22 protein-coding genes and 1 pseudogene are annotated in these 22,071 nt (G+C 45.4%); 16 read left to right on the plus strand and 7 right to left on the minus strand.

From position 1 onward, the window contains the following. Positions 1 to 24 precede the first annotated feature (24 nt). The 12 genes and pseudogenes from murB (at position 25) to TRQ2_RS05810 (ending at position 10,663) form a co-directional block, all read left to right on the plus strand. Positions 25 to 927, plus strand: a complete 903-nt coding sequence (gene murB, locus TRQ2_RS05755) for a UDP-N-acetylmuramate dehydrogenase (RefSeq protein WP_012310955.1) — start codon at positions 25 to 27, stop codon at positions 925 to 927. Further along, positions 906 to 1,481 carry a YigZ family protein gene (locus TRQ2_RS05760; protein ID WP_038033115.1) on the plus strand — a complete coding sequence of 192 codons (576 nt, stop codon included), beginning with the start codon at positions 906 to 908 and terminating at the stop codon, positions 1,479 to 1,481. Before murB ends, TRQ2_RS05760 begins: the two co-directional genes overlap by 22 nt. Before the next feature lie 20 nt (positions 1,482 to 1,501). Further along, positions 1,502 to 1,768 carry a DivIVA domain-containing protein gene (locus TRQ2_RS05765; protein WP_012310957.1) on the plus strand — a complete coding sequence of 89 codons (267 nt, stop codon included), beginning with the start codon at positions 1,502 to 1,504 and terminating at the stop codon, positions 1,766 to 1,768. Continuing rightward, the gene (locus TRQ2_RS05770) at positions 1,746 to 2,012 is read left to right on the plus strand and encodes a hypothetical protein (RefSeq protein WP_012310958.1); all 267 of its coding nucleotides are present in this window, start codon (positions 1,746 to 1,748) and stop codon (positions 2,010 to 2,012) included. The genes TRQ2_RS05765 and TRQ2_RS05770 overlap by 23 nt, the downstream gene beginning before the upstream one ends. Further along, on the plus strand, positions 2,009 to 2,854 hold the full coding sequence (gene rapZ / locus TRQ2_RS05775; protein WP_012310959.1) for an RNase adapter RapZ: 846 nt from the start codon (positions 2,009 to 2,011) through the stop codon (positions 2,852 to 2,854). Before TRQ2_RS05770 ends, rapZ begins: the two co-directional genes overlap by 4 nt. A 3-nt stretch (positions 2,855 to 2,857) precedes the next feature. After that, positions 2,858 to 3,802: a YvcK family protein gene (locus TRQ2_RS05780; protein WP_012310960.1), complete on the plus strand. Its 945-nt coding sequence runs from the start codon at positions 2,858 to 2,860 to the stop codon at positions 3,800 to 3,802. Next, positions 3,799 to 4,683 (plus strand): DNA-binding protein WhiA, encoded by an 885-nt coding sequence (gene whiA / locus TRQ2_RS05785; protein ID WP_235231204.1) that lies wholly within the window; start codon positions 3,799 to 3,801, stop codon positions 4,681 to 4,683. The genes TRQ2_RS05780 and whiA overlap by 4 nt, the downstream gene beginning before the upstream one ends. Then, positions 4,680 to 5,149, plus strand: a pseudogene (nrdR, locus tag TRQ2_RS10005) (transcriptional regulator NrdR). Before whiA ends, nrdR begins: the two are co-directional and overlap by 4 nt. Beyond that, positions 5,146 to 5,616 (plus strand): transcription elongation factor GreA, encoded by a 471-nt coding sequence (gene greA / locus TRQ2_RS05795; RefSeq protein ID WP_012310961.1) that lies wholly within the window; start codon positions 5,146 to 5,148, stop codon positions 5,614 to 5,616. Before nrdR ends, greA begins: the two are co-directional and overlap by 4 nt. Before the next feature lie 13 nt (positions 5,617 to 5,629). Further along, complete coding sequence (gene lysS / locus TRQ2_RS05800; protein WP_012310962.1) at positions 5,630 to 7,138, plus strand: lysine--tRNA ligase; 1,509 nt, start codon at positions 5,630 to 5,632, stop codon at positions 7,136 to 7,138. Next, positions 7,135 to 8,880: a peptidyl-prolyl cis-trans isomerase gene (locus tag TRQ2_RS05805; RefSeq protein ID WP_012310963.1), complete on the plus strand. Its 1,746-nt coding sequence runs from the start codon at positions 7,135 to 7,137 to the stop codon at positions 8,878 to 8,880. Before lysS ends, TRQ2_RS05805 begins: the two co-directional genes overlap by 4 nt. Position 8,881: 1 nt before the next feature. Next, complete coding sequence (locus TRQ2_RS05810; RefSeq protein ID WP_012310964.1) at positions 8,882 to 10,663, plus strand: LTA synthase family protein; 1,782 nt, start codon at positions 8,882 to 8,884, stop codon at positions 10,661 to 10,663. Here the strand turns inward: TRQ2_RS05810 and TRQ2_RS05815 are convergent. Both TRQ2_RS05815 and TRQ2_RS05820 read right to left on the minus strand, forming a co-directional pair. Then, positions 10,645 to 11,028, minus strand: coding sequence for a hypothetical protein (locus TRQ2_RS05815; protein WP_011943553.1), 384 nt, complete (start codon positions 11,026 to 11,028; stop codon positions 10,645 to 10,647). The genes TRQ2_RS05810 and TRQ2_RS05815 overlap by 19 nt on opposite strands. A gap of 11 nt (positions 11,029 to 11,039) precedes the next feature. Beyond that, entirely contained in the window at positions 11,040 to 12,353 is a 1,314-nt protein-coding gene (locus tag TRQ2_RS05820) for an MATE family efflux transporter (protein ID WP_012310965.1), read from the minus strand. Between the two features lie 127 nt (positions 12,354 to 12,480). Here TRQ2_RS05820 and TRQ2_RS05825 point away from each other — a divergent pair, with 127 nt between their 5' ends. Next, positions 12,481 to 13,083 carry an HAD family hydrolase gene (locus tag TRQ2_RS05825; RefSeq protein WP_012310966.1) on the plus strand — a complete coding sequence of 201 codons (603 nt, stop codon included), beginning with the start codon at positions 12,481 to 12,483 and terminating at the stop codon, positions 13,081 to 13,083. Here TRQ2_RS05825 and TRQ2_RS05830 read toward each other — a convergent pair. From TRQ2_RS05830 to TRQ2_RS05850, 5 genes are read right to left on the minus strand one after another with little or no spacing between them, the layout of a single operon-like run. Then, positions 13,070 to 14,713 carry an HD-GYP domain-containing protein gene (locus TRQ2_RS05830; protein WP_011943550.1) on the minus strand — a complete coding sequence of 548 codons (1,644 nt, stop codon included), beginning with the start codon at positions 14,711 to 14,713 and terminating at the stop codon, positions 13,070 to 13,072. The two genes, TRQ2_RS05825 and TRQ2_RS05830, sit on opposite strands and share 14 nt — an antisense overlap. Positions 14,714 to 14,751: 38 nt before the next feature. Further along, on the minus strand, positions 14,752 to 15,945 hold the full coding sequence (locus TRQ2_RS05835; protein WP_012896332.1) for a pyridoxal phosphate-dependent aminotransferase: 1,194 nt from the start codon (positions 15,943 to 15,945) through the stop codon (positions 14,752 to 14,754). After that, positions 15,945 to 17,120 carry a class I SAM-dependent rRNA methyltransferase gene (locus tag TRQ2_RS05840; RefSeq protein ID WP_012310967.1) on the minus strand — a complete coding sequence of 392 codons (1,176 nt, stop codon included), beginning with the start codon at positions 17,118 to 17,120 and terminating at the stop codon, positions 15,945 to 15,947. The genes TRQ2_RS05835 and TRQ2_RS05840 overlap by 1 nt, the downstream gene beginning before the upstream one ends. Continuing rightward, on the minus strand, positions 17,121 to 17,843 hold the full coding sequence (locus tag TRQ2_RS05845) for an A24 family peptidase (protein WP_012310968.1): 723 nt from the start codon (positions 17,841 to 17,843) through the stop codon (positions 17,121 to 17,123). Beyond that, positions 17,828 to 18,901 carry a tetratricopeptide repeat protein gene (locus tag TRQ2_RS05850; RefSeq protein ID WP_012310969.1) on the minus strand — a complete coding sequence of 358 codons (1,074 nt, stop codon included), beginning with the start codon at positions 18,899 to 18,901 and terminating at the stop codon, positions 17,828 to 17,830. Before TRQ2_RS05850 ends, TRQ2_RS05845 begins: the two co-directional genes overlap by 16 nt. Positions 18,902 to 19,008: 107 nt before the next feature. Between TRQ2_RS05850 and thiI the strand changes: the two genes are divergently transcribed. Genes thiI through TRQ2_RS05865 form a run of 3 tightly spaced genes read left to right on the plus strand, consistent with a single transcriptional unit; the run spans position 19,009 to position 22,057 of the window. Beyond that, on the plus strand, positions 19,009 to 20,166 hold the full coding sequence (thiI, locus tag TRQ2_RS05855) for a tRNA uracil 4-sulfurtransferase ThiI (protein WP_012310970.1): 1,158 nt from the start codon (positions 19,009 to 19,011) through the stop codon (positions 20,164 to 20,166). After that, positions 20,163 to 20,906: a 1-acyl-sn-glycerol-3-phosphate acyltransferase gene (locus tag TRQ2_RS05860; protein ID WP_012310971.1), complete on the plus strand. Its 744-nt coding sequence runs from the start codon at positions 20,163 to 20,165 to the stop codon at positions 20,904 to 20,906. Before thiI ends, TRQ2_RS05860 begins: the two co-directional genes overlap by 4 nt. Continuing rightward, on the plus strand, positions 20,903 to 22,057 hold the full coding sequence (locus TRQ2_RS05865) for a cysteine desulfurase family protein (RefSeq protein ID WP_012310972.1): 1,155 nt from the start codon (positions 20,903 to 20,905) through the stop codon (positions 22,055 to 22,057). Before TRQ2_RS05860 ends, TRQ2_RS05865 begins: the two co-directional genes overlap by 4 nt. The last annotated feature ends 14 nt before the right edge of the window (positions 22,058 to 22,071 follow it).

Raw genomic sequence — 22,071 nt, forward strand, 5'->3', positions numbered from 1 at the left:
TATAGAGTCTAAGGAGGGATATCTTTGGACAAAATCTTTGAATCTCTTTACAAAGCAGGCTGTGACGTGAGGATGTTCGAAAAACTTTCCTGCCACACCAGCATAAAAATCGGTGGAAGGGTGAAATATCTTGTCCTTCCAAACGATGTTTTTTCCTTAGAACGAGCCATCACCGTTCTGAAGGATTTTCCGTTTCAAATAATGGGACTCGGTACGAACCTTCTGGTTCAAGATGAAGATCTGGATATCGCAGTGTTGAAAACAGAAAGGTTGAATCAAATTGAAATAAAGGGAGAGAAGGTACTGGTAGAAAGTGGAACTCCCCTGAAGAGGCTCTGTCTATTTTTGATGGAAGCGGAACTCGGAGGGCTGGAGTTCGCGTACGGGATACCGGGGAGCGTGGGGGGAGCTATCTTTATGAACGCGGGGGCGTACGGTGGAGAGATCGGAGAGTTCATCGAAGCAGTCGAGGTTTTAAAAGATGGAAGAAAAATTTGGCTTTCGAAGAACGAGATTTTTTTCGGCTACAGAGACAGTACGTTCAAAAGGGAGAAATTAATCATAACACGTGCGATGATGAGTTTCAAAAAAGAAAAGAAGGAAACTATAAAAGCGAAGATGGAGGATTACATGAGGAGGCGTTTGGAGAAACAACCCCTTGACCTTCCAAGTGCGGGAAGCGTTTTCAAGAGACCAAGAGAGGATTTCTACGTGGGAAAGGCCATAGAATCCTTAGGGTTGAAGGGTTACAGAATTGGAGGAGCTCAGATATCGGAAAAACACGCGGGATTCATTGTGAATACAGGAAGTGCTACTTTCGATGACGTGATGAAACTCATTGAGTTTGTGAGAAAAAAGGTGAAAGAGAAATACGGTGTGGAGTTGGAAACGGAGGTTGAAATTTGGTGGAATGGAAGACAGTGGTGAAAACCCACACGGAAAGAATCAACGTTAAAAGATCAGAGTTCTATGCCACCATATTTCCGATAACGAATGAAAAAGACTTTCGTGAGAAGTTGAAAGAAGTTTCGAAAAGGGATGCCACTCACAACTGCTGGGCTTACAGAATTTTCTCTCCGAACGGTATCCTTGAACACAGTTCGGACGACGGTGAGCCGAGCGGAACGGCGGGCAGACCAATCCTCGGGGTTCTAAAAAAATACGATCTTATGAACACAGCGATCGTTGTCACAAGATATTTCGGTGGAGTGAAACTGGGTGTTCGTGGGCTCATAGAAGCTTACTCTTCAGCTGCTGAGATGGCGGTCAAGGGGGCGGAGTTGAGAAAGCTGAGGCTCATGAAAGAATTCGAAGTGGAGGTAGATTATCAGGAATTGAACAACGTGTTCAGAATTGTGGAGATGATGGATTTGGAGCTTGTTGAGATGGACTATACAGAAAGGGGTGCAAAGATCCTGCTCCGAGGTCTTGAAGTACCTGAAAACCTGGTTATAAAAACGATTCGTGATGTGTTAATATAATCACGAAGGGGGGAAAACAAATGAAAGAACTGGAGGATCTCGAAAGGATTCTCGATACAATGATAGAAGATTACAGAAAGCTGAAAGAAGAAAACAGAGAACTGTGGTCGAAGGTGAAACAGTTGAATGAAAGGATACTTCACTTAGAAAAGGAGAAGGAGCAGCTGGAAAAGACCATCGAGCAACACAAAAGGTCCCTGAACACGCTTGTGGAGAAAATTCAGCGTTTTCTCTCCCTCACAACCGATCAGGGGATGATACAGGATGAGGAAGAAAATAAGCGTTAGACTTGGAAAGAAAGTGTACAATCTCGTTACTGATGAGGATCTGGAGATAGTCAATCAAACCATAGAGAAAATAGAAAAAGACTTCAAGCGGTATGAAGAATTCATCGACGAAGTGGGGATAGATAACATCCTGTTCGTCATGTTGGCCAACACTGTGCTCGAAAATGTGAAAATGAGTGAGAGGATTAAAAATCTGAAGAAAAAACTCTCTCAAGCACTCAGGGAAGGTGATCAGGAACCTTGAAAAGAATAGTCGTTGTGTCCGGGCTTTCGGGAGCAGGTAAAACCACCGCTATGGGTTTTCTGGAGGATCTGGGGTATTTTTGTGTTGATAACGTTCCCGGTAACATACTGGAGGAACTTTTGAAGCTTTTCATGAGTTCCGACCTCGAAAAGATGGCGATGGCCATTGATGTGCGAAGCGAACACCTCGGAGATCCCATATCAGCGGTTGAAAGAATAAAAGAAAAGACAAACACTCTGGTGATTTTTTTGGAAGCATCCACGGAAGAACTTTTGAGGAGATACGCTCTAACGAGAAGAAGGCATCCTCTTCAGAAGGACGGAATAGGGCTGGAAGATGCCATAGAGAAGGAGAGGAAAATCCTGTCTCGTATAAAGGAAATTGCGGACGTTGTGATAGATACAACCAGCATGAACACACATCAACTGCGCGAAACTCTGACGCACTTTCTCGTGAACCAGTCCGGTGGAACCTCTGTCAGAATAATGAGTTTCGGATTCAAACACGGAATCCCAATGGACGCGGATTTCGTTTTTGATGCTCGTTTTCTCCCGAACCCACACTACGTACCGGAACTTTCTTCAAAGACGGGTTTGGATAGCAAGGTAGAAGCGTACTTTAAAAATTATCCGGTGGTGGAAGAGTTCATCGAAAAGATTTATGAAGTACTAAAGGTGGCGATAGAAGAGTACCAGAGAACTGGAAGAAGGATAGTCACTGTGGGAATAGGATGTACCGGTGGCAAGCATAGATCCGTGTATATCGCACACAGACTGAAAGAAATGTTGGAAAAAGAAGGTTTTACAGTCATTGAGAAGCACAGGGACATAGAGAAGGTGTGAACGGTGAAGGTGGTTGCTGTAGGTGGAGGGACGGGACTTTCCACTCTTTTGAAAGGCTTGAAAAACATCGATTCTTTTGAAATAACCGCTGTTGTCTCAGTTACGGACGAAGGGGGAAGCTCCGGAAAGTTAAGAAAAGAACTGAACGTGCCACCTCCAGGCGATGTGAGAAACAACATCGTGGCTCTGGCAAAAGATGAGGATCTTCTTGCGAAGCTTATGTGCTACCGCTTCAGCGAGGGGTCTTTAAAGGGACACAGCCTGGGAAACCTGATAATAGCGGCTCTTACCAAGATCGAAGGAAGTTTTTCGGAGGCCATAAGGATCTTGGAGAGGGTGCTCGCTATAAAAGGGAGAGTCCTACCCGTAAGCGAAGATCACGCAAGACTTGTGGCAAGGTTCGAAGACGGAGAAGAGGTGATCGGTGAAACGAACATCGTCAGAAGAGGTGGAAAAATAGTCGAAGTCAGGCTGGATAGACCGATCGATGCACTTCCTGAAGTCCTCGAGGCGATTGAAAGGGCCGATATCATCATCTTTGGTCCAGGGAGTCTCTACACGAGTATCATCACAAACGTTCTCGTAAACGGTGTGAAGGATGCGATAAAAAGATCAAGAGCGAAGAAAATATACGTGTGTAACCTCATGACCCAGCCAGGTGAAACAACAGGATACAGGGTTTCGGACCACGTCAAAGAACTCGAAAGGTACCTGGAGCAAAACGTGGATTTCGTGCTGGTGAACACCCGCAAGCCCTCTGAAGAGGTGCTCGAAAGGTATAGAAAAGAGGGAAGCGATTTCGTGGAGATCGACGCTGAAAACATACAGAACACCATTCTGGCAGAGCCCTTTCTTGTAGAGATAGTTGACCCCTCAGATGGTCAAAGAAAGATAAGACACGACTCTGTGAAGCTGGCGGATGTGATAGAGAGAATTTCGAGGTGGTGAGCCTCTTGAGGCGAACTTTCTCTGAGGAGATAAAAGAGGAACTCGTGAACGTCCCTTTTGGAAGTCGTGATGAGGCTATAGCGGAACTATTGGGTTTCATAAAAGCGCGAGGTGATCTGGACGTCAAGAGCAGGCATATCGTTTTTTCTTTGCATTCTTTTGCCGCCTCGAGGCGGCTTTTGAATTTAATGAAGTATCTCTCAAAACCCGTTTCGGAGATAATTGTAGAGAAATCACACAACATAAAGAAGAGGTACATAAAAATCACCGCGGAGTATTCGGAAAGTTTCATGGTGATAGAACCGTTCTTCGACGTAGCCCTATTTGTTTCATTTTTGAGAGGGTTGTTTCTCAGCGGAGGATCCATGACGAATCCAAGGTATCATTATCATCTGGAAATCAATCTGTTTGAGGAAGAAACGCTCGCTCTCACAAAGAAAAGTTTGAAAGATTTCTTCAACATAAACGCAGGCATTGTAGAACTCAGGAATACAAGAAAACTTTATATAAAGTCTATAAAGGATATTCTTGTGTTCCTCGAAGCCGTAGGGGTTCAGAGAAAGCTTGAAGAGATAGATCGAATCGTCACTGAAAGAAAAGTGATCGGTGATGTGAACAGAACAGTAAACTTTATAGAAGCGAACGCCATCAGAACGGCCAACAGTACAGCTCGTCAGATACGTGCGATAGAGGTTATAAAAGAGAACATGGGACTCGAAAACTTACCCGAAGATTTGAGAAGAGTCGCCCTGGTTCGATTGAAAAACAAAGAGCTCTCACTCAGAGAGCTGGGGAAAAAGTTGAATCTCACAAAATCTCAAATATACTCGAAACTGAAAAGAATTATCAAAATAGCTGAAAGGTTTGGTGATGTAAAATGAAGTGCCCGTTTTGTGGTTCGATGGACACAAGAGTGCTTGATTCGAGGCCCACTCTCGATGGAACCGCTATCAGGAGACGCAGAGAGTGCTCTTTTTGTGGTAAAAGATTCACCACTTACGAGAGATACGAAGAAGCACCTGTTCTTGTTGTAAAAAAGGATGGCAGGCGGGAGAAGTTTGACAGGGAAAAGATAAAAAATGGTATGATAAAAGCTTGTAGAAGAGACCTGTCACCTACGAGCAGATCGAGGAAGCTGTGAACAGAATCTGCTTGAAACTCAGAGAAGAAGGATCCTTCGAAGTTGAAACGAAACGAATAGGAGAACTGGTTATGGAGGAATTGAAGAAATTGGACCAGGTTGCTTACGTACGATTCGCTTCAGTCTATCGTGATTTCAGGGAAGTGGATCAATTTTTGGAAATTGTGAAAGAACTAAAAAGAGAGAAGGAGGGCGAAGAACAATGAAGAAAGTTCGTCTCACCCGTGAAGGCTATGAGAAGCTGAAGAAGGAATTGGAAGATCTGAAAAGGAAATTCATGTACGAGATCTCTGAAAGAATAAAAGAAGCGAGGGAACTCGGAGACCTATCGGAAAACTCGGAGTACGAAGCTGCGAAGAACGAACAGGGGCGTGTTGGAAGCAGGATCATGGAGATCGAACAGATTCTGAGCAACGCGGAGATCATAGAAGATTCTGAGGAAAACGATGAAATTACACTGGGAAAATGGGTTGTTATAAGGAACCTGGATACCGGTGAAGAACACAAATTTCGAATCGTCACACCTCAGGAAGCAGACTTTTTCGCTCAAAAGTTGAGCTCCGATTCTCCACTGGGCAAAAGTCTTCTCGGTAGAAAGGTGGGAGATGTGGTAAAGGTAAAAGCTCCCAGTGGTGTTCAGCGTTATCAGGTGATAGCGGTTATGAACAAGTAACGGAGGTGGTTGTGTGCTGAAAGAGTTCAAAGAACAACGTCTCAATGAGATACAGGAACTTCGTTCTATGGGTATAGAGCCATATCCCTACAAATTCGAAAAAGAACTCACAGCCAGGGAAATAAGAGAAAAGTACGACTATCTCCAAGCTGGAGAAGTTCTTGAATCTGAAAAACTCTCTTTCGCAGGGAGAGTCATGTCGATACGCCACCATGGAAAGACGGCCTTCTTTCACATGAAAGATGACACAGGTCGAATCCAGGCTTACGTAAGGGCAGATTCTGTTGGAAAGGAAAAAATGGATCTCTTCAAAAGACACGTCAAAATAGGTGACTTTATAGGAGTAAGAGGCTTTCCGTTCAAAAGCAAAACCGGAGAGTTGACCATTTACGTTCAAGAATACACGCTTCTGAGTAAGGCTCTACGTCCCTTGCCCGAGAAGTGGCACGGCATAAAAGATAAGGAAATCATATACAGGCAGAGGTACCTCGAACTCATCGTAAGCGACGAGGCTATTGAGAGGTTCAGAAAGCGCTTCAAGGCTGTTCAAGTGATACGGGAATTTCTCAACAGCAGGGGATTCATCGAGGTGGAAACGCCTATCCTCCATTACGTCACAGGTGGTGCGGAAGCGAGACCTTTTGTGACCCACCTAAACGTTTTTGATATAGATATGTATCTGAGAATCGCACCGGAGCTTTACCTGAAGAGGTTGATCATCGGCGGTTTTGAGAAGATATACGAGATAGGAAAGAACTTCAGAAACGAAGGAATATCTTACAAACACAGTCCCGAGTTCACCAGCATAGAAATCTACCAGGCTTACGCGGATTACAACGATATGATGGATCTCACTGAAGAACTGATAGTGGAAGTTGTGAAAAGAACATGCGGCACCTTGAAAATCTCCTACCAGGGCAAGGAGATAGACTTCACACCACCCTGGAAAAGAGTGAGAATGAGAGACTTTCTCAAAGAAAAACTCGGGGTGGACATCCTCGAAGATCCCGATGAAGTGTTGTTGAAGAAGCTCGAAGAATATGGAGTGGAACTGGAAATAAAGAACAGAGCACACCTCATAGATAAACTCAGAGATCTGGTGGAAGAAGAACTGGTGAATCCCACCTTCATAATCGATCATCCTGTGGTGATTTCCCCTCTTGCCAAAAGACACCGAGAGGATCCTAGACTCACGGAAAGGTTCGAACTCATCATATTTGGAAGGGAGATCGCGAACGCGTTCAGTGAGCTGAACGATCCCGTTGATCAATACCAGAGATTTCTCGAACAGGCGAAAATGAGAGAAGAGGGGGACGAAGAAGCACACATGATGGATCTCGATTTTGTGAGGGCCCTCGAGTATGGAATGCCTCCCACGGGAGGACTGGGAATTGGTCTTGACAGGCTCTTCATGTTCATCACGGATTCTCCCACAATAAGGGATGTGATTCCCTTCCCCATTGTGAAACCCAAAAAGTTCGAGGAAGAAGAGGCGGAATTCGAAGGAGGGTTTGAAGAATGAGAAAATGGATGAAAAAGTGGCAAGGGGTCATTATTTGGACGATTGCTATTGCGTTCGTGGCGGGTATGATCTGGTGGTCGGTGTCTATCAACCTCAGAAACACCCAGAACAACGTTAAATACTCCCTCGAACAGAGTCTCGCTTACATCACAAAAGACGGAACGGCTCTGAACGATCCTACCTACTGGCTCATGCCGTGGGAAGTGAACGACTACTACTCCAACCTGTTGAGTTCTTATCAGATCATATCTCTAGATCCACTTTTTGAGGAACCCAGACTCAAAGCTCTGATAGCGGACGTCTTTCTCCAGCAGAAAGTGGTTCTTTACTATGCGGAAAAGAACGACATAAAGCCTTCCAAGAAAGAAATCAACCAGGAAGTGAACAACGTTATCCAAACAATAAAGAACGATCAAAATCAGCTCAACCGGATAGAGAGAACGTACGGAAGTCTTTCGAACTACGAGAAGAACTACCTGGAGCCTCAAATTCGAGTTCAGCTCACCATCAAGAAGGTTCAGGAAAAAGTGGGAGTTGTCACCGAGGATGAAATAAAGAAATATTTCGAGGAAAACAAGGAAGACCTTCAGAAGCAGTACGACAGAGTTGACATAGAAGCTGTGTCGTTCGACAGCAGTTCCACGGCTCAGGGGTTCATTGCAAAAGCAAGTGAGGTGGGTTTCGATGAAGCAGCTTCCAGTATGAATGTTACTGTTCAACCTTTTTCCAACGCTACAAGGGGGATTTTCCCGGATGAAATAGACACGGCTCTGTTCAGTGCCACTCCAGGTTCGATTGTTGGACCGTTCTTTTTCCTCGATCAGTGGTACGTGTTCAGGGTGAAGACTTCCTCGGTTCTCACAGATTTCAACGCCTTCGAGAACAGCGACGCGTACAGTGATGTGAAAACGAAGCTGGAACAGGAAAAATTCCAGAAGTGGTTGGAAGAGTTCATGAAGGAAGAAAATCTATCGTACGCGTTCAACGATCAGGTTCTTGAATACTGGTGGAAGTACTTCAAGAACGAAGAAGACCTCTACGGAAAACTGGCGAACCTTCTCTTCCAGGGAGAAAACCTGGTAACAGAAACATCTGATGAGCTGAAATCTCTCTTCGTCCTTCTCTCCGACAGCAAGATCCAGGAACTCACCAAACAGATAGCCGAATTGACTCAGTACAGAACAGTGCTTGAAAATTCTCAGGAACCAGATGAGGATCTTATAAAGAAGTACGGGAAACTCTCCATTGAAGAAGCCGATGCAAAAAAAGAGGAACTTGAGAAACAGAAAGCAGATGTGGAAAACAAAAAGAAAACAGTTGTGGATTATCTTTACGAGAACTACCCGTCTTCCACGTATGTACTGGAATACGCGTACCGCTTGCACCCCAACGACATAAACATCAAGTACAGCTATTACTCCAATCTTTACAACCAGATCAAACCTTATCTGTCAACTGGAACCTACGATCCGAACCAGATATTTGGGGTTCTTCTCGGTCTCTACACAGTGGCCAATGCAACGGACGCTTCTACCAGCATACGTCTCGACTCTTATTACATGCTCTACGATATGAGCCTTGCACTGAACGATCCCACGTCTGCGAAGTATTACCTTGATGAGATGAAAAAAATCGATCCAAATTTCATGGATTACGAGTCTGCCTACAATCAGGTGGAATCAATTCTCGAAGCCATGAAAGCATCAGAAGAATCTACACCTTCTACATCGACAGGAGAATGAAATGAGCGACTATCTTCTGATAGTTTTTCTGGCAGCAAAGATCGTTCTTTTCTACGTACCTACTTTGAGTTCTTTCAGTGTTTCCGTTGTTTTCAGTACCGCGGGATGGTTGATGTTGCTGCTTCTGGTTTTCAAGGGAGGGCACAGGCTTCTTTACACGGTGCTCTCCCTTCTGTTGTTCGTTGATTTTCTTTACTTTCAGAACTTTGGAAACCTTCCATCCATTAAGGAAGTAGTTCTGCTTCCTCAGGTGGGAGATCTCGGCGGTGAAATCAAGTACTTCATCGATTTGTACTCTCTTCTCTTTGTGGCGGATCTTCCTTTCGTGTGGTTTTTCTTCAAAGAAAATACGAAGCGAACGCTTTCTCTGTCCTCGCTTTTTGTCCTGGTTCTGTCTTTCACCTTTCTCGGTGCCATCCACACCTCTCAGAATCTACAATCGAAGTTTGTCTTCAACAGATACGGTGTTTTTGATTATCACGTTCAAGACATCATCAATCTCTTTATGAACAAGAAAGAAGAAAACAACGATTTGGCGGTTTCTTCTGTTAGAAATGAAACGACAAAACCTTCTCAAAAAAGCTTCTTCGGAATAGGAAAAGGGAAAAACGTGATAGTCGTTCAGATGGAATCACTGCAAAATTTTGTGATCGGTCTTAAAGTAAACGGGCAAGAAGTCACGCCGAACATAAATTCATTTTTGAGAGACTCCGGAACCGTCTATTTCTCAAGCTGCTACCAACAGGTGGGAAGCGGGAACACAGCGGATGCCGAGTTTGTTGTGAACACCTCTCTTCACACACTGGGAGACAGCGTGGTCTACGAAGAATACCCCGTGATAAACCTTCCTACTTTGCCCAGAATTATGAAACAAAACGGCTATCACACAATAGCGTTTCATGGAAACGTTGGCTGGTTCTGGAACAGAGAAGAGGTTTACAAACACATCGGTTTTGACGAATTCGTGAGTCTTGAGGATTTCCAGCAAGATGAGGTTTTCGGGATGGGACTGGCAGATGTTTCTTTCTTCAAGCAGGCTGTTCAGAAACTGCGAAACTATCCACAACCCTTCTACGCTTTTTTGATAACTATATCCAGTCACACTCCCTTTGTTATTCCTGAAGAGCACAGAAAACTCGAACTTCCTGAAGACATATCAGATACCATCGTTGGACACTATCTGCAGGCTATACATTACGCCGATGAAGCGTTCGGTGTTTTTCTTGATGAATTGAAACGAGCTGGCCTCTACGAAAACTCTGTGATCGTTCTCTACGGTGACCACGCGGGCCTGTATCCATTCAACAGGGAAGTCAAAACGAAGATACCCGAGATCCTGGATAGAGAATTTTCTTTCGAAATCGCCCTCAATATTCCCTTTGCTATCCACATCCCTGGAGAGAACATTCGTAGGGTGGTCAACATCCCTGGAGGACAGATAGACTTTCTTCCCACGATCCTGAACGTGATGGGAATAAATTACAGAGAAGGTTTCTTCATGGGGCAGGATCTTCTGAACGCGAAACATGGTTTTGCTGCTTTGAGATATCACGTTCCGGACGGATCTTTCATAGACGACAACCGAGTGTTCATTGTCTCATGGGACGGTAGACTGGATAAGAGTTTGGCTGTCGACAGAAAAAATGGTACTCCTCAAAGGTACGTGGAGTTTTTAGATGGCTATGTAAAGGCCATACAGCAAATAGAGGCTTCCAGATACTTCATCCTCAGAAACTGTCAGCCTCTGCAGAAGGTCGCCAAGGATCAGACCTCCTCGAGGTGAAGTATCACTCTGTCGTCTTCGAATTCCAATCTCGATACGATCAGATCCTCGAGAAATCTTGCTATCTTTTTGGGGTAGATGTGAATCTCGTTCCCGTGAACTTCCAGTCCTTCTCGCTCTATTCTGCTTTTCAGCATTTCCATTAGGAAAGAGGGCACACCTACTTTCAGGATGATGGGATCATCGGGTGTTTTCTGCGTCGATACTACTTTGACTTTCACCGACAGGGAAAAAGGGAAGGAACCGTGCTTCAGTTTCACTTTAAGGTTTTCATCCTCCTTCGAAAGTGAGAATTGAGAAAATCCTTCGGTGCTTTTCAGAACGATCTTCTCGATCGTAGAATAATTGGCCTCCAACTTGAGCATTCAAACCCCTCCTATACGATGTTTTTCTGAAAATTTCTTTTGAGGTGTTTCACTGTGAACCTTCCCCAGTTGAAAGTGATGAAAGCCGATGTGGCGTTTCCAAGGACTATGCCCCACCAGACTCCCACAAGTCCTATTCTCAGAACGAAGACGAACAGCCACGAAAAGACAACCTGCATAATCACAGTTCTCATGATGGTGACAATCAGACTTTTGAGTCCCTGACCCACTCCCTGAAACATGGAGGAGGTGAACATTCCAAATGGAACACCTGGAAGAAAAAGACTCAGGATTCTGAGGGCTTTCACCAGATCGCTGTATAATTTTTCACCTTCCTGAGAATAAGTGAACAGCCTTGCGATGTATGGGGCAAAAATCAAGATTGTGAACATCACTGCCAGCCCTACGAAAAATCCGAGTTTCACGGCGTAGAGATGTGCCGTTTCGAGTTTTTCTCCGTTTCTCTCACCAAAAGCGGCGCCTGTAACGGATGTCACAGCCATGGCCATCCCGATGAGCGGGACAGTCCCAAAGTTTATGACACGCCACGCACTTGTGAAAACCGCAACTCCATAGTCTCCTCCTGCTCTCACCGCGAAGACGTTGAGCACGTAGATCGCCACCGACATCGAGGCCTGCGCCAGGGAAGCCGGGATACCGATCTTCAATATTCTCTTCAGAATTTCTCCATCCCATTTCAAACGGAAGGATACGTACGTGTCCTTCTTGAAAAACATCCAGTACGCGATCAGAAGGGAAGAAACAGCGATTGATACCACGGTGGCGTACGCTGCTCCTCTGACCCCCATACCGAAGACGTAGATGAACACGGGATCCAGACCTATGTTCAGAAGGGAACCTATCGTTATGGCCACCATCGCTCTTTTCGCGTCTCCCTCACCTCTGAAAACACCGTTTGCTACGTTGTTGAACATGATAAGGGGAATGAAATACACGAGGATCACCGAATACTCGAGGGCCAGTCTGAGAGTTTCCCCCTGAGCTCCCGCGAAGATGAGGATGTCAGAAATAAAGGGAAGAATAACAGCAATGCTCAAAAAACCAATGACGATTGAAAACAGGATGGAAACAGAAGCCGCGGTATCTGCTCCTTCCTTGTCTCTTTCTCCAATCTTTTGGGACACCACCGAACTCGCCCCAACCCCTATACCTGCGGCGAGGGAGATGATCACCATGAAGATAGGGAAGAACAATCCTATCGCTGCCAGCGCATAAGGCCCCAGTCCCGCGACCCAGATACCATCGGCCAGGTTGTAAATCGTCTGAACTAACATGGCAAGCATCATGGGAATTGAGAGTTTCACTATGGCTTTTCTGGGATCTCCTCTCAGAAGTTTTATTCCGATGGTTTCTCTTTCCAGAACCGGTCACCTCCCGTTAAAGATTCTATCATCGAACCAGTGTTAGGATAGTTAAAAAGGAGGGATGAGTGTGAGAATTTTCCTTTTCGATTACGACGGCACACTGGCCGAAGACAACGGGTTCGCAGAGAAATATTTTAGAAAACTCGTTTCTTTTTTCAGAGATAGAGGTGTTTCGATCTCTCCAGAGCTGGTTCTTGGCTGTGTGGAGGAAATAACCAGGAATCCGGATGGATCAACCAATCTGGAGAGATACATGAAATGCCTTGGAAAGAGAACGTCACAGTGTGCAGAGAAATGGAAAGAACTCTTCATGGAGTTTTATGAAAGCGAACTTTTCGATTCGCTCAAAGATACGGTTAAACCTGTGAGGAAGATAGTGGATCTTCTGAAAGAGAAGGAAAAAGAAGGGAAGGTTGTTCTGGCAACGAACCCTGTCTTTCCAAGAATCGCTATTTTGAAGCGACTGAACTGGATTGGGTTGTCAGAAGACGATTTTCACTTGATAACGGACATGGAGAGCTTCCATTTTTGCAAGCCAGATCCGAGGTACTACCTCGAGATATGTGAAAAGATGAGAGTTTCTCCGGAAGACTGTGTTATGTACGGGGACGACGAATTGAACGATGGAGTGTGTGAAAAGTTGGGGATGAAGTTCATCAGAGTCCGCTGAAGTAGTCTAAGGCGATCTTCAGAATTTCAGGATCCCACTGGGATCCCTCGTTTCTGCGAAGAATTTCGAGGGCTGTTTTTCTATCCATGGCTTTTCTGTACGGTCTGTCGCTGGTCATCGCATCGAATGCGTCAGCTATGGCGATGATCCTCGATTCCAACGGTATTTCTTCCCCGCGAAGTCCATCCGGGTATCCCTGACCGCTGTACCATTCGTGATGGTGTCTCACTATCTTCGCTATATCGGAGAAGTCTTCGATTTTGCTGATCAGTTTTTCACCGAGTTCTGGATGCTTCTTCACTTCTTCGTATTCTTCTTTTGTGAGCTTAGAGGTTTTGTTGAGAATGGCACCTTTGACACCTATCTTTCCTATATCGTGGAGAACAGCGGCTATCCTGATTCTCTCCACCACCTGATCTGGAAGACCCATTCTTCTGGCTATTTCCTGTGAATAATCAGCGACTCTCAGGCTGTGTCCGCTGGTGTAGGGATCTTTTAACTCCACCGCGTACGAGAACGCTTCTATTGTTTGGAAAAAGGTTTTTCGGAGTTTCCTGTAGAGGCTCAAACGTGAGAAGAAGATCGCCAGGATTCTCGCCATCATTTTGAGGGATGAGAGTTCGTATTCAGTGATTTCCGAATCCTTTTCAATTTCGAGGACGAGGGGAGTGTTTTCGTACTCGAAGAAGATGGCGGCCGCGGATCTTGTTCTTCCATTCGTGACATCGTAAAATTCTGGGAAGTCCCTCACATCGTTCACGAAAAGATCTTTCTTTGTTTCAAAAGCCTTTACCACGATACCTCTTTTGAGATTGACCACCTCGATCTGGCCGTTTTTCAGAAAGAAGGTTTTTATTTTTCCATCTTCGAGAAGAGAAACGGACGACAGCACGATGCCGGGGAACATGTCTTTCAAATAGTGTAGTATCTTCTCTATGAGTTCTGTTCTTCTTGAAACACCTAAAACCTCTTCCAGAGAGCTGATCATCCTTGAGAGCGTGTCTCTGTTCTTCATAACCTCAAGATACGAATCGTGGGCGTTCAGAAGAAAGAGGGAAAAATTCAGAACGGAGTTCAGGAACATTTCTTCATCCCTTTCGAGTTCTCTGCTTACAAAGATCTTGGCGGATGTCTTTCCGGCTTCTTTGTAGAGCAGATTTTCTGTGAATTCACCAACAGCAATGGATCTCTGTGAGTTTTTCAACTCGAGTCCCGACAGCGGTTCTACCAGTTTCTTCACATCGTAAAAAATCCTTTCAAGAGTAGGAACAGGATCGACCTCAAGATCCATTTCTCCCATGGTTTCCATGATTCTGGCCAGCTGGGTGGAGAGGATCTGAAGGCTTTCGTAAGAGGCTTCCAGCTCCTGATTCACGGCTGTGAGTTGCTGGTTTAACGCTGTGAGTTCTTGATTCATTGCAGACATCTCTTCACTCTTCTCGTTCATCTCATTCTTCAAATTTCTGTACCATCTTCGCCTAAACAGGGAAAGAAACACGGCGAAAACGAGGCAGGGGTAGGCAAGGGACAGTAAGTTGCCTTTGAGAATTTCTAAAAAAGAGAAGCTGGAAAGGAGAACAACCAGAGAAATCTCGAGGAGATTGATGAGTTTTTCCATTTTTTCCGTCACTTTCAATAACCTCCTGCGATACTTGATGAACATTTTTTTCAACAGGAGATGCGGCTCGAGCAAAACATCTTCAAACCTTCCATCAACACGTCAATGGCCCTGGAAAGGAGATCCTTCTCAAGCACGCACGCGATTCTTATCTCTTTTTTTCCAAGCCCTGGAGTCAAATAGAATCCCCTCAGGGGAGCGACCATGGTTGTTTCACCATCCATGTTGAAATCTGTCAGCATCCACCTTGCGAATTCTTCCGCGTCCTCCACGGGGAGTTCCGCGGTTATGTAGAAGGCACCTGAGGGTTTTGTGAAACGTTTCAAACCGTGTTCTTCGAGTTTCTTCAATACTGTTTCGACTCTCTCTCTGTACGTTTCCCTCACGAAATCAAAAAAGGAATCGTCGAGATTCAGCAAACCAACGGATCCGATTTGTTCTAACAGAGGTGGAGCGAGCCTCCCCTGAGCCAGTTTCATGGCGTGTGATATCAATTCTTCGTTTCTCGTGATCAGACATCCTACCCTCGCCCCACAGGCGCTGAACTTCTTCGATACACTGTCTATCACTACGACTTTGTCACTTTCAATGCTGAGGGCACTTGCGAATTCTCCCCGAAACACGATTTCGCTGTACACCTCGTCGACGATCAGAAAGAGTCCGTGTCTTTCCGCTATTTCCACGAGATATCTCATCTCGTCTTTTCCATAAACCACCCCGGTCGGATTGCAGGGATTTGAAAGTACTATTCCCCTCGTTCTTTCGTTTATGAAACTTTCGAGGTTCTGAGGGATGGCGAATCCTTCTTCCATTCTCCTCGTTACGGGAATCAATTTCACACCGGCGATCTTCGCGAAAGCGTTGTAATTCGCGTAGAACGGTTCCAGAACGAGGATCTCGTCACCAGGATTTGCTATCACAGCGAATGAAAAAAGAATGGCTTCGCTTCCACCGTTCGTCACCAGAACGTTTTCCGGTTTCACATCTACCCTCTGTCTTCTTTTGTAGTAAGATGCGAAAGCCTCTCTCAATTCCCAGATACCCGCAGAGTGAGAGTAGTACACCACTTCCGGCTTGTTTTCGTAGATGCGCTCAAAAAACACCTCGGGAGTTTTCAGATCGGGCTGTCCTATGTTCAGGTGGTGTATCCTTACTCCTCGCTTCTTTGCCATTTCAGCGAAGGGAACCAGTTTTCTGATTGGGCTTTCCTCGGTCAGCAGGACACGATCGGAGAACACATCCATCACCTCTTGTCAACCTGAAGGATATAAAACTTCAGGTACTGCGTTTCTGGAACGTTCATGAGAACTGGGTGATCAGGAGGTTGCCCTCCCCTTCTCAAAACGGTCAAACTCGTTTTCGTGTCGAAGGACGCATCAAAAAGGATTTCTCTGAACAGCTCTTCAGAAACTATCTGAGTGCAGGAAGAGGTCACGAGAACACCTGGTTTTTTCAATATCCTCATCGCTCTCAGGTTTATCTCCTTGTATCCTCTCCTCGCACTTTCCAGATTGCTTGAACTCTTCGCAAAAGATGGAGGATCAAGAACCACGAGATCGTACTTTCGCCCTTCTCTGTCGAAGCTTTTCAAGATATCGAAAGCGTTTCCCGGAAGCAGATCGTACCTGCTGCTGTCAAATCCGTTCAGTTTCAAGATCTCTCTGGCAACCTCAAGAGCCCTCTCCGAATAGTCGACGAGGGTAACGTGTTTCGCTCCTCCCTTGAGGAGGTGCACTGCGAAGTTTCCAGTGTAAGAAAACACGTCCAAACAGACTTTTCCCTCGGCCAGATCCATCACCATTCTGGCGTTTTCCCTCTGGTCCAGGAAGAAACCCGTTTTCTGTCCTCTGGTGTCAGCAAGGAATTTGAAGCCGTTCATCTCGAACTCTATCAGTTCAGGACCCTTACCGTAGACCCATTCTTCTCGATTATCAAGCCCTTCTTTCTCTCTGAAGGTGCCCTCTGATTTCTCGTATATTCCCTTCGGCTTGAATATCTCGATGAGACTATCCAGGATCCAATCTTTCATCTTTTCCATTCCCAGAGTCGTTATTTGAAAGACAAGATAATCCCCAAAAAGGTCAACTATGAGACCTGGCAGAAAGTCCCCCTCGCTGTGCACGACTCTGAAGGCCGTCGTTTCTTTCACGAGTTTTTTCTTCCTCTTCAGAGCGCTCTCTATCCTGTTCTTTATGAAATTTCGATCGATGACTTCGTTTTTCCAGGTGAGAATTCTCACCCTGATCTTCGAGTTGTCGTTTATGTATCCTTTTCCGAAAAAAGAACCGTCGGGTCTGAAAACATCCACAACGCTTCCGTTTTCGTACTCTCCTTCGACTTTCAGAATCTCGTTGTAAAAGATCCACAGATGACCACCTGAGATCCTTTGATTCATCGTATTCAGAAACACCTTTGCCAACTACAACCACCCCATTCCGTACGATATGAGAAAGAGAGTGTACCCTCCAAGGGCAAGGAAGGGGCCGAATGGTATACGTGTTTTTATATCCATTTTACCTTTTCCTTTGATCAGTGCATAGAGTATTCCAGAAATTGAAGCGATCAAGATGGCAAAAATGGAAGGAACTGGTGGGAGGAGGAAGCCTATTCCCATCGCAAGGATCACGTCTCCTGCTCCCAGACCGTCTCTGTACATCGCTTTCAGAATCAAAAACATGATCGTCACGATGAGAAAGGAAATCAGATGCTCCAGAAAGGAGGTTCTCAGAGCCACCACGAAGGAAAAGATCAAAACGGTAAAATTCAGGTAATCCGGAATCAGGAACGTTTCAAGGTCTATGAGTGATATCGCGATGAGGGCAGAGGCAATCACGCACGAAGATACAAACAGCAGGGTATCTTTTATGAGGACACGATTCACCAGAAACAAAGCCCCTGTTGAGATCTCCACGATGGGGTATCTGATCGGGATTCTCCATCCACAGTGCCGGCATTTTCCCCTCAGAAGAATATAGCTGATAACGGGAATGTTGTCGTACCACTCTATTTTCCTTTTACAGTTAGGACAGAATGAATGAGGAGGATCCCACAGCTTGAGATCCTCCTTCGTAGATCTGTATATGACAACGTTCAGAAAACTTCCAACTATGGTGCCTATTGCGAACGTCAGGAGATACCACAAGCCCGTTTTTCCTCCTCCGTGAGAAGTTCGTCCAGTATCTCCTTTTTTCCATAATAATACCAGAAATTGCTCTGTCCAATATCATCGAGGATTTCTCTCGCTTTATCGATTTGACCGAGTTTCACGTAGGGAACTACGAGGAGCAGCCGTGCCAGGGTGTTCAGAGGAGAGGATTCAACGATCTTTTCAAGCTCTTCGACGACTTCTTTGTATCTTCCGTGTTTCAGCATCACACGAGCCCATGGTTCCAATTCCGTGGGATACTTGGGTTTACAGTTCATGATCTTCTCTTCCATTTCCCTTGCCTTTTCTTCGCTGCCGAGCTCCCTGTAAAGCTGCGAAAGCTGGTACAGGGCAGGTATGTTGTCTGGATCGATCTCTAAAAGGCGCTCCAGCGCTTTCACGGCGAGGTCTTTGCGGTTCATTTCATGATAGGCTTCTGTGATCATGAAGTATGTGATCTTGTCGCTTGGGTTGTATTCCAGTTCTCTTTCCCAGTAATGAATTGCCTTTTCATAATCCCCCAGGTTGTAGTAGGCTTCCCCGAGAGAGGCGTACGCTTGAACCAGCCATGGATCTATCTCCACGGCCTTGTCGAGGAATTTTATTCCCTCTTCTATCTTGCCCTGCTCAACGAGAAGAGAGCCTTTCAACTCGTAAGCTGGAGCGTAGTTTTCGTCTATGTCGAGCATGAACTTTATGATATCGTGCGCTATGTCGTAAAGGTTTCGATCAGCGTACTCCAGCGCAAGATCGTACAGACCCTTGAGAGAGACATTTTTGAAATCTTTTGGGGTTATGTTCTCTTCTCTGAGCCATTCTTGAAATTCGGGAAATATGAGAGGTTCATAAACGGCCTCATCGAGACGAACCACCTTCTCCAGTTTTTCGCAGGTTTGTACTTCTTTCATTATGTTTTCCTTTTTCTTCATATCTTCTTTTAAGAGTTCCCAGTCTCCTTCGTAGAGGAGATCCCTGAGAGCCACAACAAAAGGCGTTGAAGTGGTAACATCCAGCCTTTCTCCAGATAAGACAAGTGTTATTATATGTTCTGCCATCAGCCATCCCTCCTGAAACTTGCGGTTCATATTCATTTTACATTATAAACCAGGAAACGGCAAATTCTGTGTTTCTTCTGCTAAAATCTTATCCGGAGGTGAAAGAGTTGAGAGTTTACATAGTGAGATATTCCGAGATAGGTCTCAAAGGAAAGAACAGAAAAGATTTTGAAGAAGCCCTCAAAAGAAACATCGAGAGAGTAACCGGAATGAAGGTGAAGAGACAGTGGGGAAGATTTCTCATTCCAATAGATGAAAACGTAACACTCGATGACAAGCTGAAGAAAATCTTTGGAATTCAGAATTTCAGCAAAGGATTTCTGGTGAGTCACGATTTCGAGGAAGTGAAGAAATATTCACTGATCGCGGTGAAAGAAAAGCTGGAAAAAGGAAATTACAGAACTTTCAAGGTGCAGGCCAAAAAAGCTTATAAGGAATACAAAAAAAGTATATACGAAATAAACAGTGAGCTCGGTGCCTTGATACTCAAAAACTTCAAGGAACTTTCCGTTGATGTACACAATCCGGATTTTGTTCTCGGGGTGGAAGTGAGACCTGAAGGGGTTCTGATTTTCACAGACAGGGTGGAGTGCTACGGTGGACTTCCCGTGGGAACGGGAGGAAAAGCGGTTCTTCTTCTCTCTGGAGGAATAGACAGTCCTGTGGCAGGCTGGTACGCACTGAAAAGAGGAGTTCTCATAGAGTCCGTCACGTTCGTGTCTCCTCCTTTCACATCGGAGGGAGCCGTGGAAAAAGTGAGAGACATATTGAGAGTTCTCAGGGAGTTCAGTGGGGGTCATCCTTTGAGATTGCACATTGTGAATCTCACAAAGCTGCAGCTTGAGGTCAAAAAGAACGTACCGGACAAATACTCGCTGATCATGTACAGAAGGTCCATGTTCAGAATAGCGGAAAAAATAGCGGAGGAAACCGGTGCGGTTGCTTTTTACACGGGGGAGAACATAGGACAGGTGGCGAGCCAGACCCTGGAAAACCTCTGGTCTATAGAGAGCGTGACCACAAGACCCGTGATAAGGCCTCTTTCTGGTTTCGACAAGACAGAGATCGTCGAAAAGGCAAAAGAGATCGGAACCTACGAGATCTCTATAAAGCCTTACCAGGACAGCTGCGTCTTCTTCGCTCCGAAAAATCCTGCAACGAGATCTCATCCCTCGATCCTCGAGAAGCTGGAACAGCAGGTTCCAGATCTTCCCGTTCTCGAAGAAGAAGCGTTCACCTTCAGAAAAGTCGAGGTGATAGAGTGAGAAAAATCAGAGATCTTCTGTTGACGCTGTACTTCTACTTCATAGCCACCGTATACATTGTTTTTTACGGGGGATTCGTACTTTTCAGATCATTTTTAATGAGAGACCGTGAAAAAGCCAGAAAGTACGTTTTGAAGGAGATAGAAAAATTCGGGAAAAGAGCCTTTACGTGGCTTTTTTCTGATGTGGTAGTTGAAGGCAACGAAAACATTCCAAAGGACAGGAATTTCATAGTAGTTGCGAATCATCAGAGTCTCATGGATATCCCGTTGATCCTCGGCTTCGTTGCCACAGGTGCGTTCATAGCAAAGGAAGAACTGAGAAAAATTCCGGGGGTGAACTGGTACATAAGATATCTGAACGGTGTGTTTCTTGACAGGAAAAATCCAAGGAGAGCCGTGAGAGCACTCAGGGAAGCTATTGAAAAGCTCAAAAACGGAGTTACCTTCATCGTCTTCCCGGAGGGAACGAGATCACCAGACGGAAAGGTTCTTCCTTTCAAAAAAGACAGCCTCATGATCGCTGTGAAGACCGGTGTTCCAGTTCTTCCCGTTTCCATCTGGGGAACTTATCATCTGATTCCAAAGGGAAGATGGACGTTCACCCCAGGGAAAGTCTTTCTCAAGATACACGAGCCGGTCGATCCGAGAGAATTTTCAAGCGAGGAGGAACTCAGAAAATACGCGGAAGAGGTCGTGAAAAGGGGAGTTGAAGAGTTAAAAGCGAGGTGGTCGAAATGAAGGTTTATTTTGACAACAACGCAACGACGAGGGTGGACGATCGGGTTCTCGAGGAGATGATCGTTTTTTACCGCGAAAAGTATGGAAATCCCAATTCTGCTCACGGCATGGGTATAGAAGCGAATTTACACATGGAAAAAGCGAGAGAAAAGGTGGCAAGGATACTCGGCGTCTCACCTTCAGAAATATTCTTCACCTCCTGTGCGACGGAATCGATAAATTGGATTCTCAAAACAGTCGCTGAGACGTTCGAAAAAAGAAAAAGAACCATCATCACCTCTCCCATAGAACACAAAGCCGTTCTCGAAACGGTGAAATATCTATCGATGAAAGGTTTCAAGGTGAAGTACGTTCCCGTTGATTCCAGAGGGATTGTGAAACTGGAAGAACTGGAAAAGCTCGTAGATGAGGACACGTTCCTTGTCAGCATCATGGCAGCGAACAACGAGGTGGGAACTGTCCAGCCCATTGAAGATGTGGTCAGGATAGTGAAGAAAAAGAACAAAGAAACCCTTGTTCATGTGGATGCTGTTCAAACGATCGGGAAAATTCCATTTTCCCTCGAGAAACTGGAAGTTGACTACGCGAGTTTCAGCGCGCACAAGTTTCACGGGCCGAAAGGCGTTGGAATAACCTACGTCAGGAAGGGAGTTCCTATCAGACCCCTCATACACGGCGGAGGGCAGGAAAGAGGGCTCAGATCTGGAACGCAGAATGTTCCGGGAATCGTCGGGACGGCCCGTGCCATGGAAATCGCCGTTGAAGAGCTGAGCGAAGCAGCAAAACACATGGAAAAGCTCAGAAGCAAACTCGTATCGGGTCTAATGAACCTGGGAGCCCACATCATAACTCCCCTGGAGGTATCCCTTCCAAACACCCTCTCCGTTTCTTTTCCGAACATCAGAGGGTCCACTCTTCAGAATCTTCTCTCCGGCTATGGTATTTACGTTTCAACCTCATCGGCCTGCACCAGCAAGGACGAAAGATTGAGCCATGTCCTGGATGCGATGGGGGTAGACAGGAGAATTGCCCAGGGAGCCATCAGAATCAGCCTCTGCAAATACAACACGGAGGAAGAAGTGGATTACTTCCTCAAGAAAATCGAAGAAATTCTCAGTTTTCTGGATTTAACTGGAAATAATCGCCGATAATGGTATAATTTCAA

Origin of the sequence: Thermotoga sp. RQ2 (assembly GCF_000019625.1) — a bacterium.
In the GTDB taxonomy this organism is placed as follows: Bacteria; Thermotogota; Thermotogae; order Thermotogales; family Thermotogaceae; genus Thermotoga; species Thermotoga maritima.

Bases quoted from the DNA above. Each gene is read 5' to 3' on its own strand.
- TRQ2_RS05765 (WP_012310957.1), top strand. From the start codon at position 1,502: ATGAAAGAACTGGAGGATCTCGAAAGGATTCTCGATACAATGATAGAA.
- TRQ2_RS05815 (WP_011943553.1), bottom strand. From the start codon at position 11,028: ATGCTCAAGTTGGAGGCCAATTATTCTACGATCGAGAAGATCGTTCTG.
- TRQ2_RS05850 (WP_012310969.1), bottom strand. From the start codon at position 18,901: ATGGCAGAACATATAATAACACTTGTCTTATCTGGAGAAAGGCTGGAT.
- TRQ2_RS05770 (WP_012310958.1), top strand. From the start codon at position 1,746: ATGAGGAAGAAAATAAGCGTTAGACTTGGAAAGAAAGTGTACAATCTC.
- TRQ2_RS05835 (WP_012896332.1), bottom strand. From the start codon at position 15,945: ATGGATGTGTTCTCCGATCGTGTCCTGCTGACCGAGGAAAGCCCAATC.
- TRQ2_RS05865 (WP_012310972.1), top strand. From the start codon at position 20,903: ATGAAGGTTTATTTTGACAACAACGCAACGACGAGGGTGGACGATCGG.
- TRQ2_RS05805 (WP_012310963.1), top strand. From the start codon at position 7,135: ATGAGAAAATGGATGAAAAAGTGGCAAGGGGTCATTATTTGGACGATT.
- TRQ2_RS05810 (WP_012310964.1), top strand. From the start codon at position 8,882: ATGAGCGACTATCTTCTGATAGTTTTTCTGGCAGCAAAGATCGTTCTT.
- greA (WP_012310961.1), top strand. From the start codon at position 5,146: ATGAAGAAAGTTCGTCTCACCCGTGAAGGCTATGAGAAGCTGAAGAAG.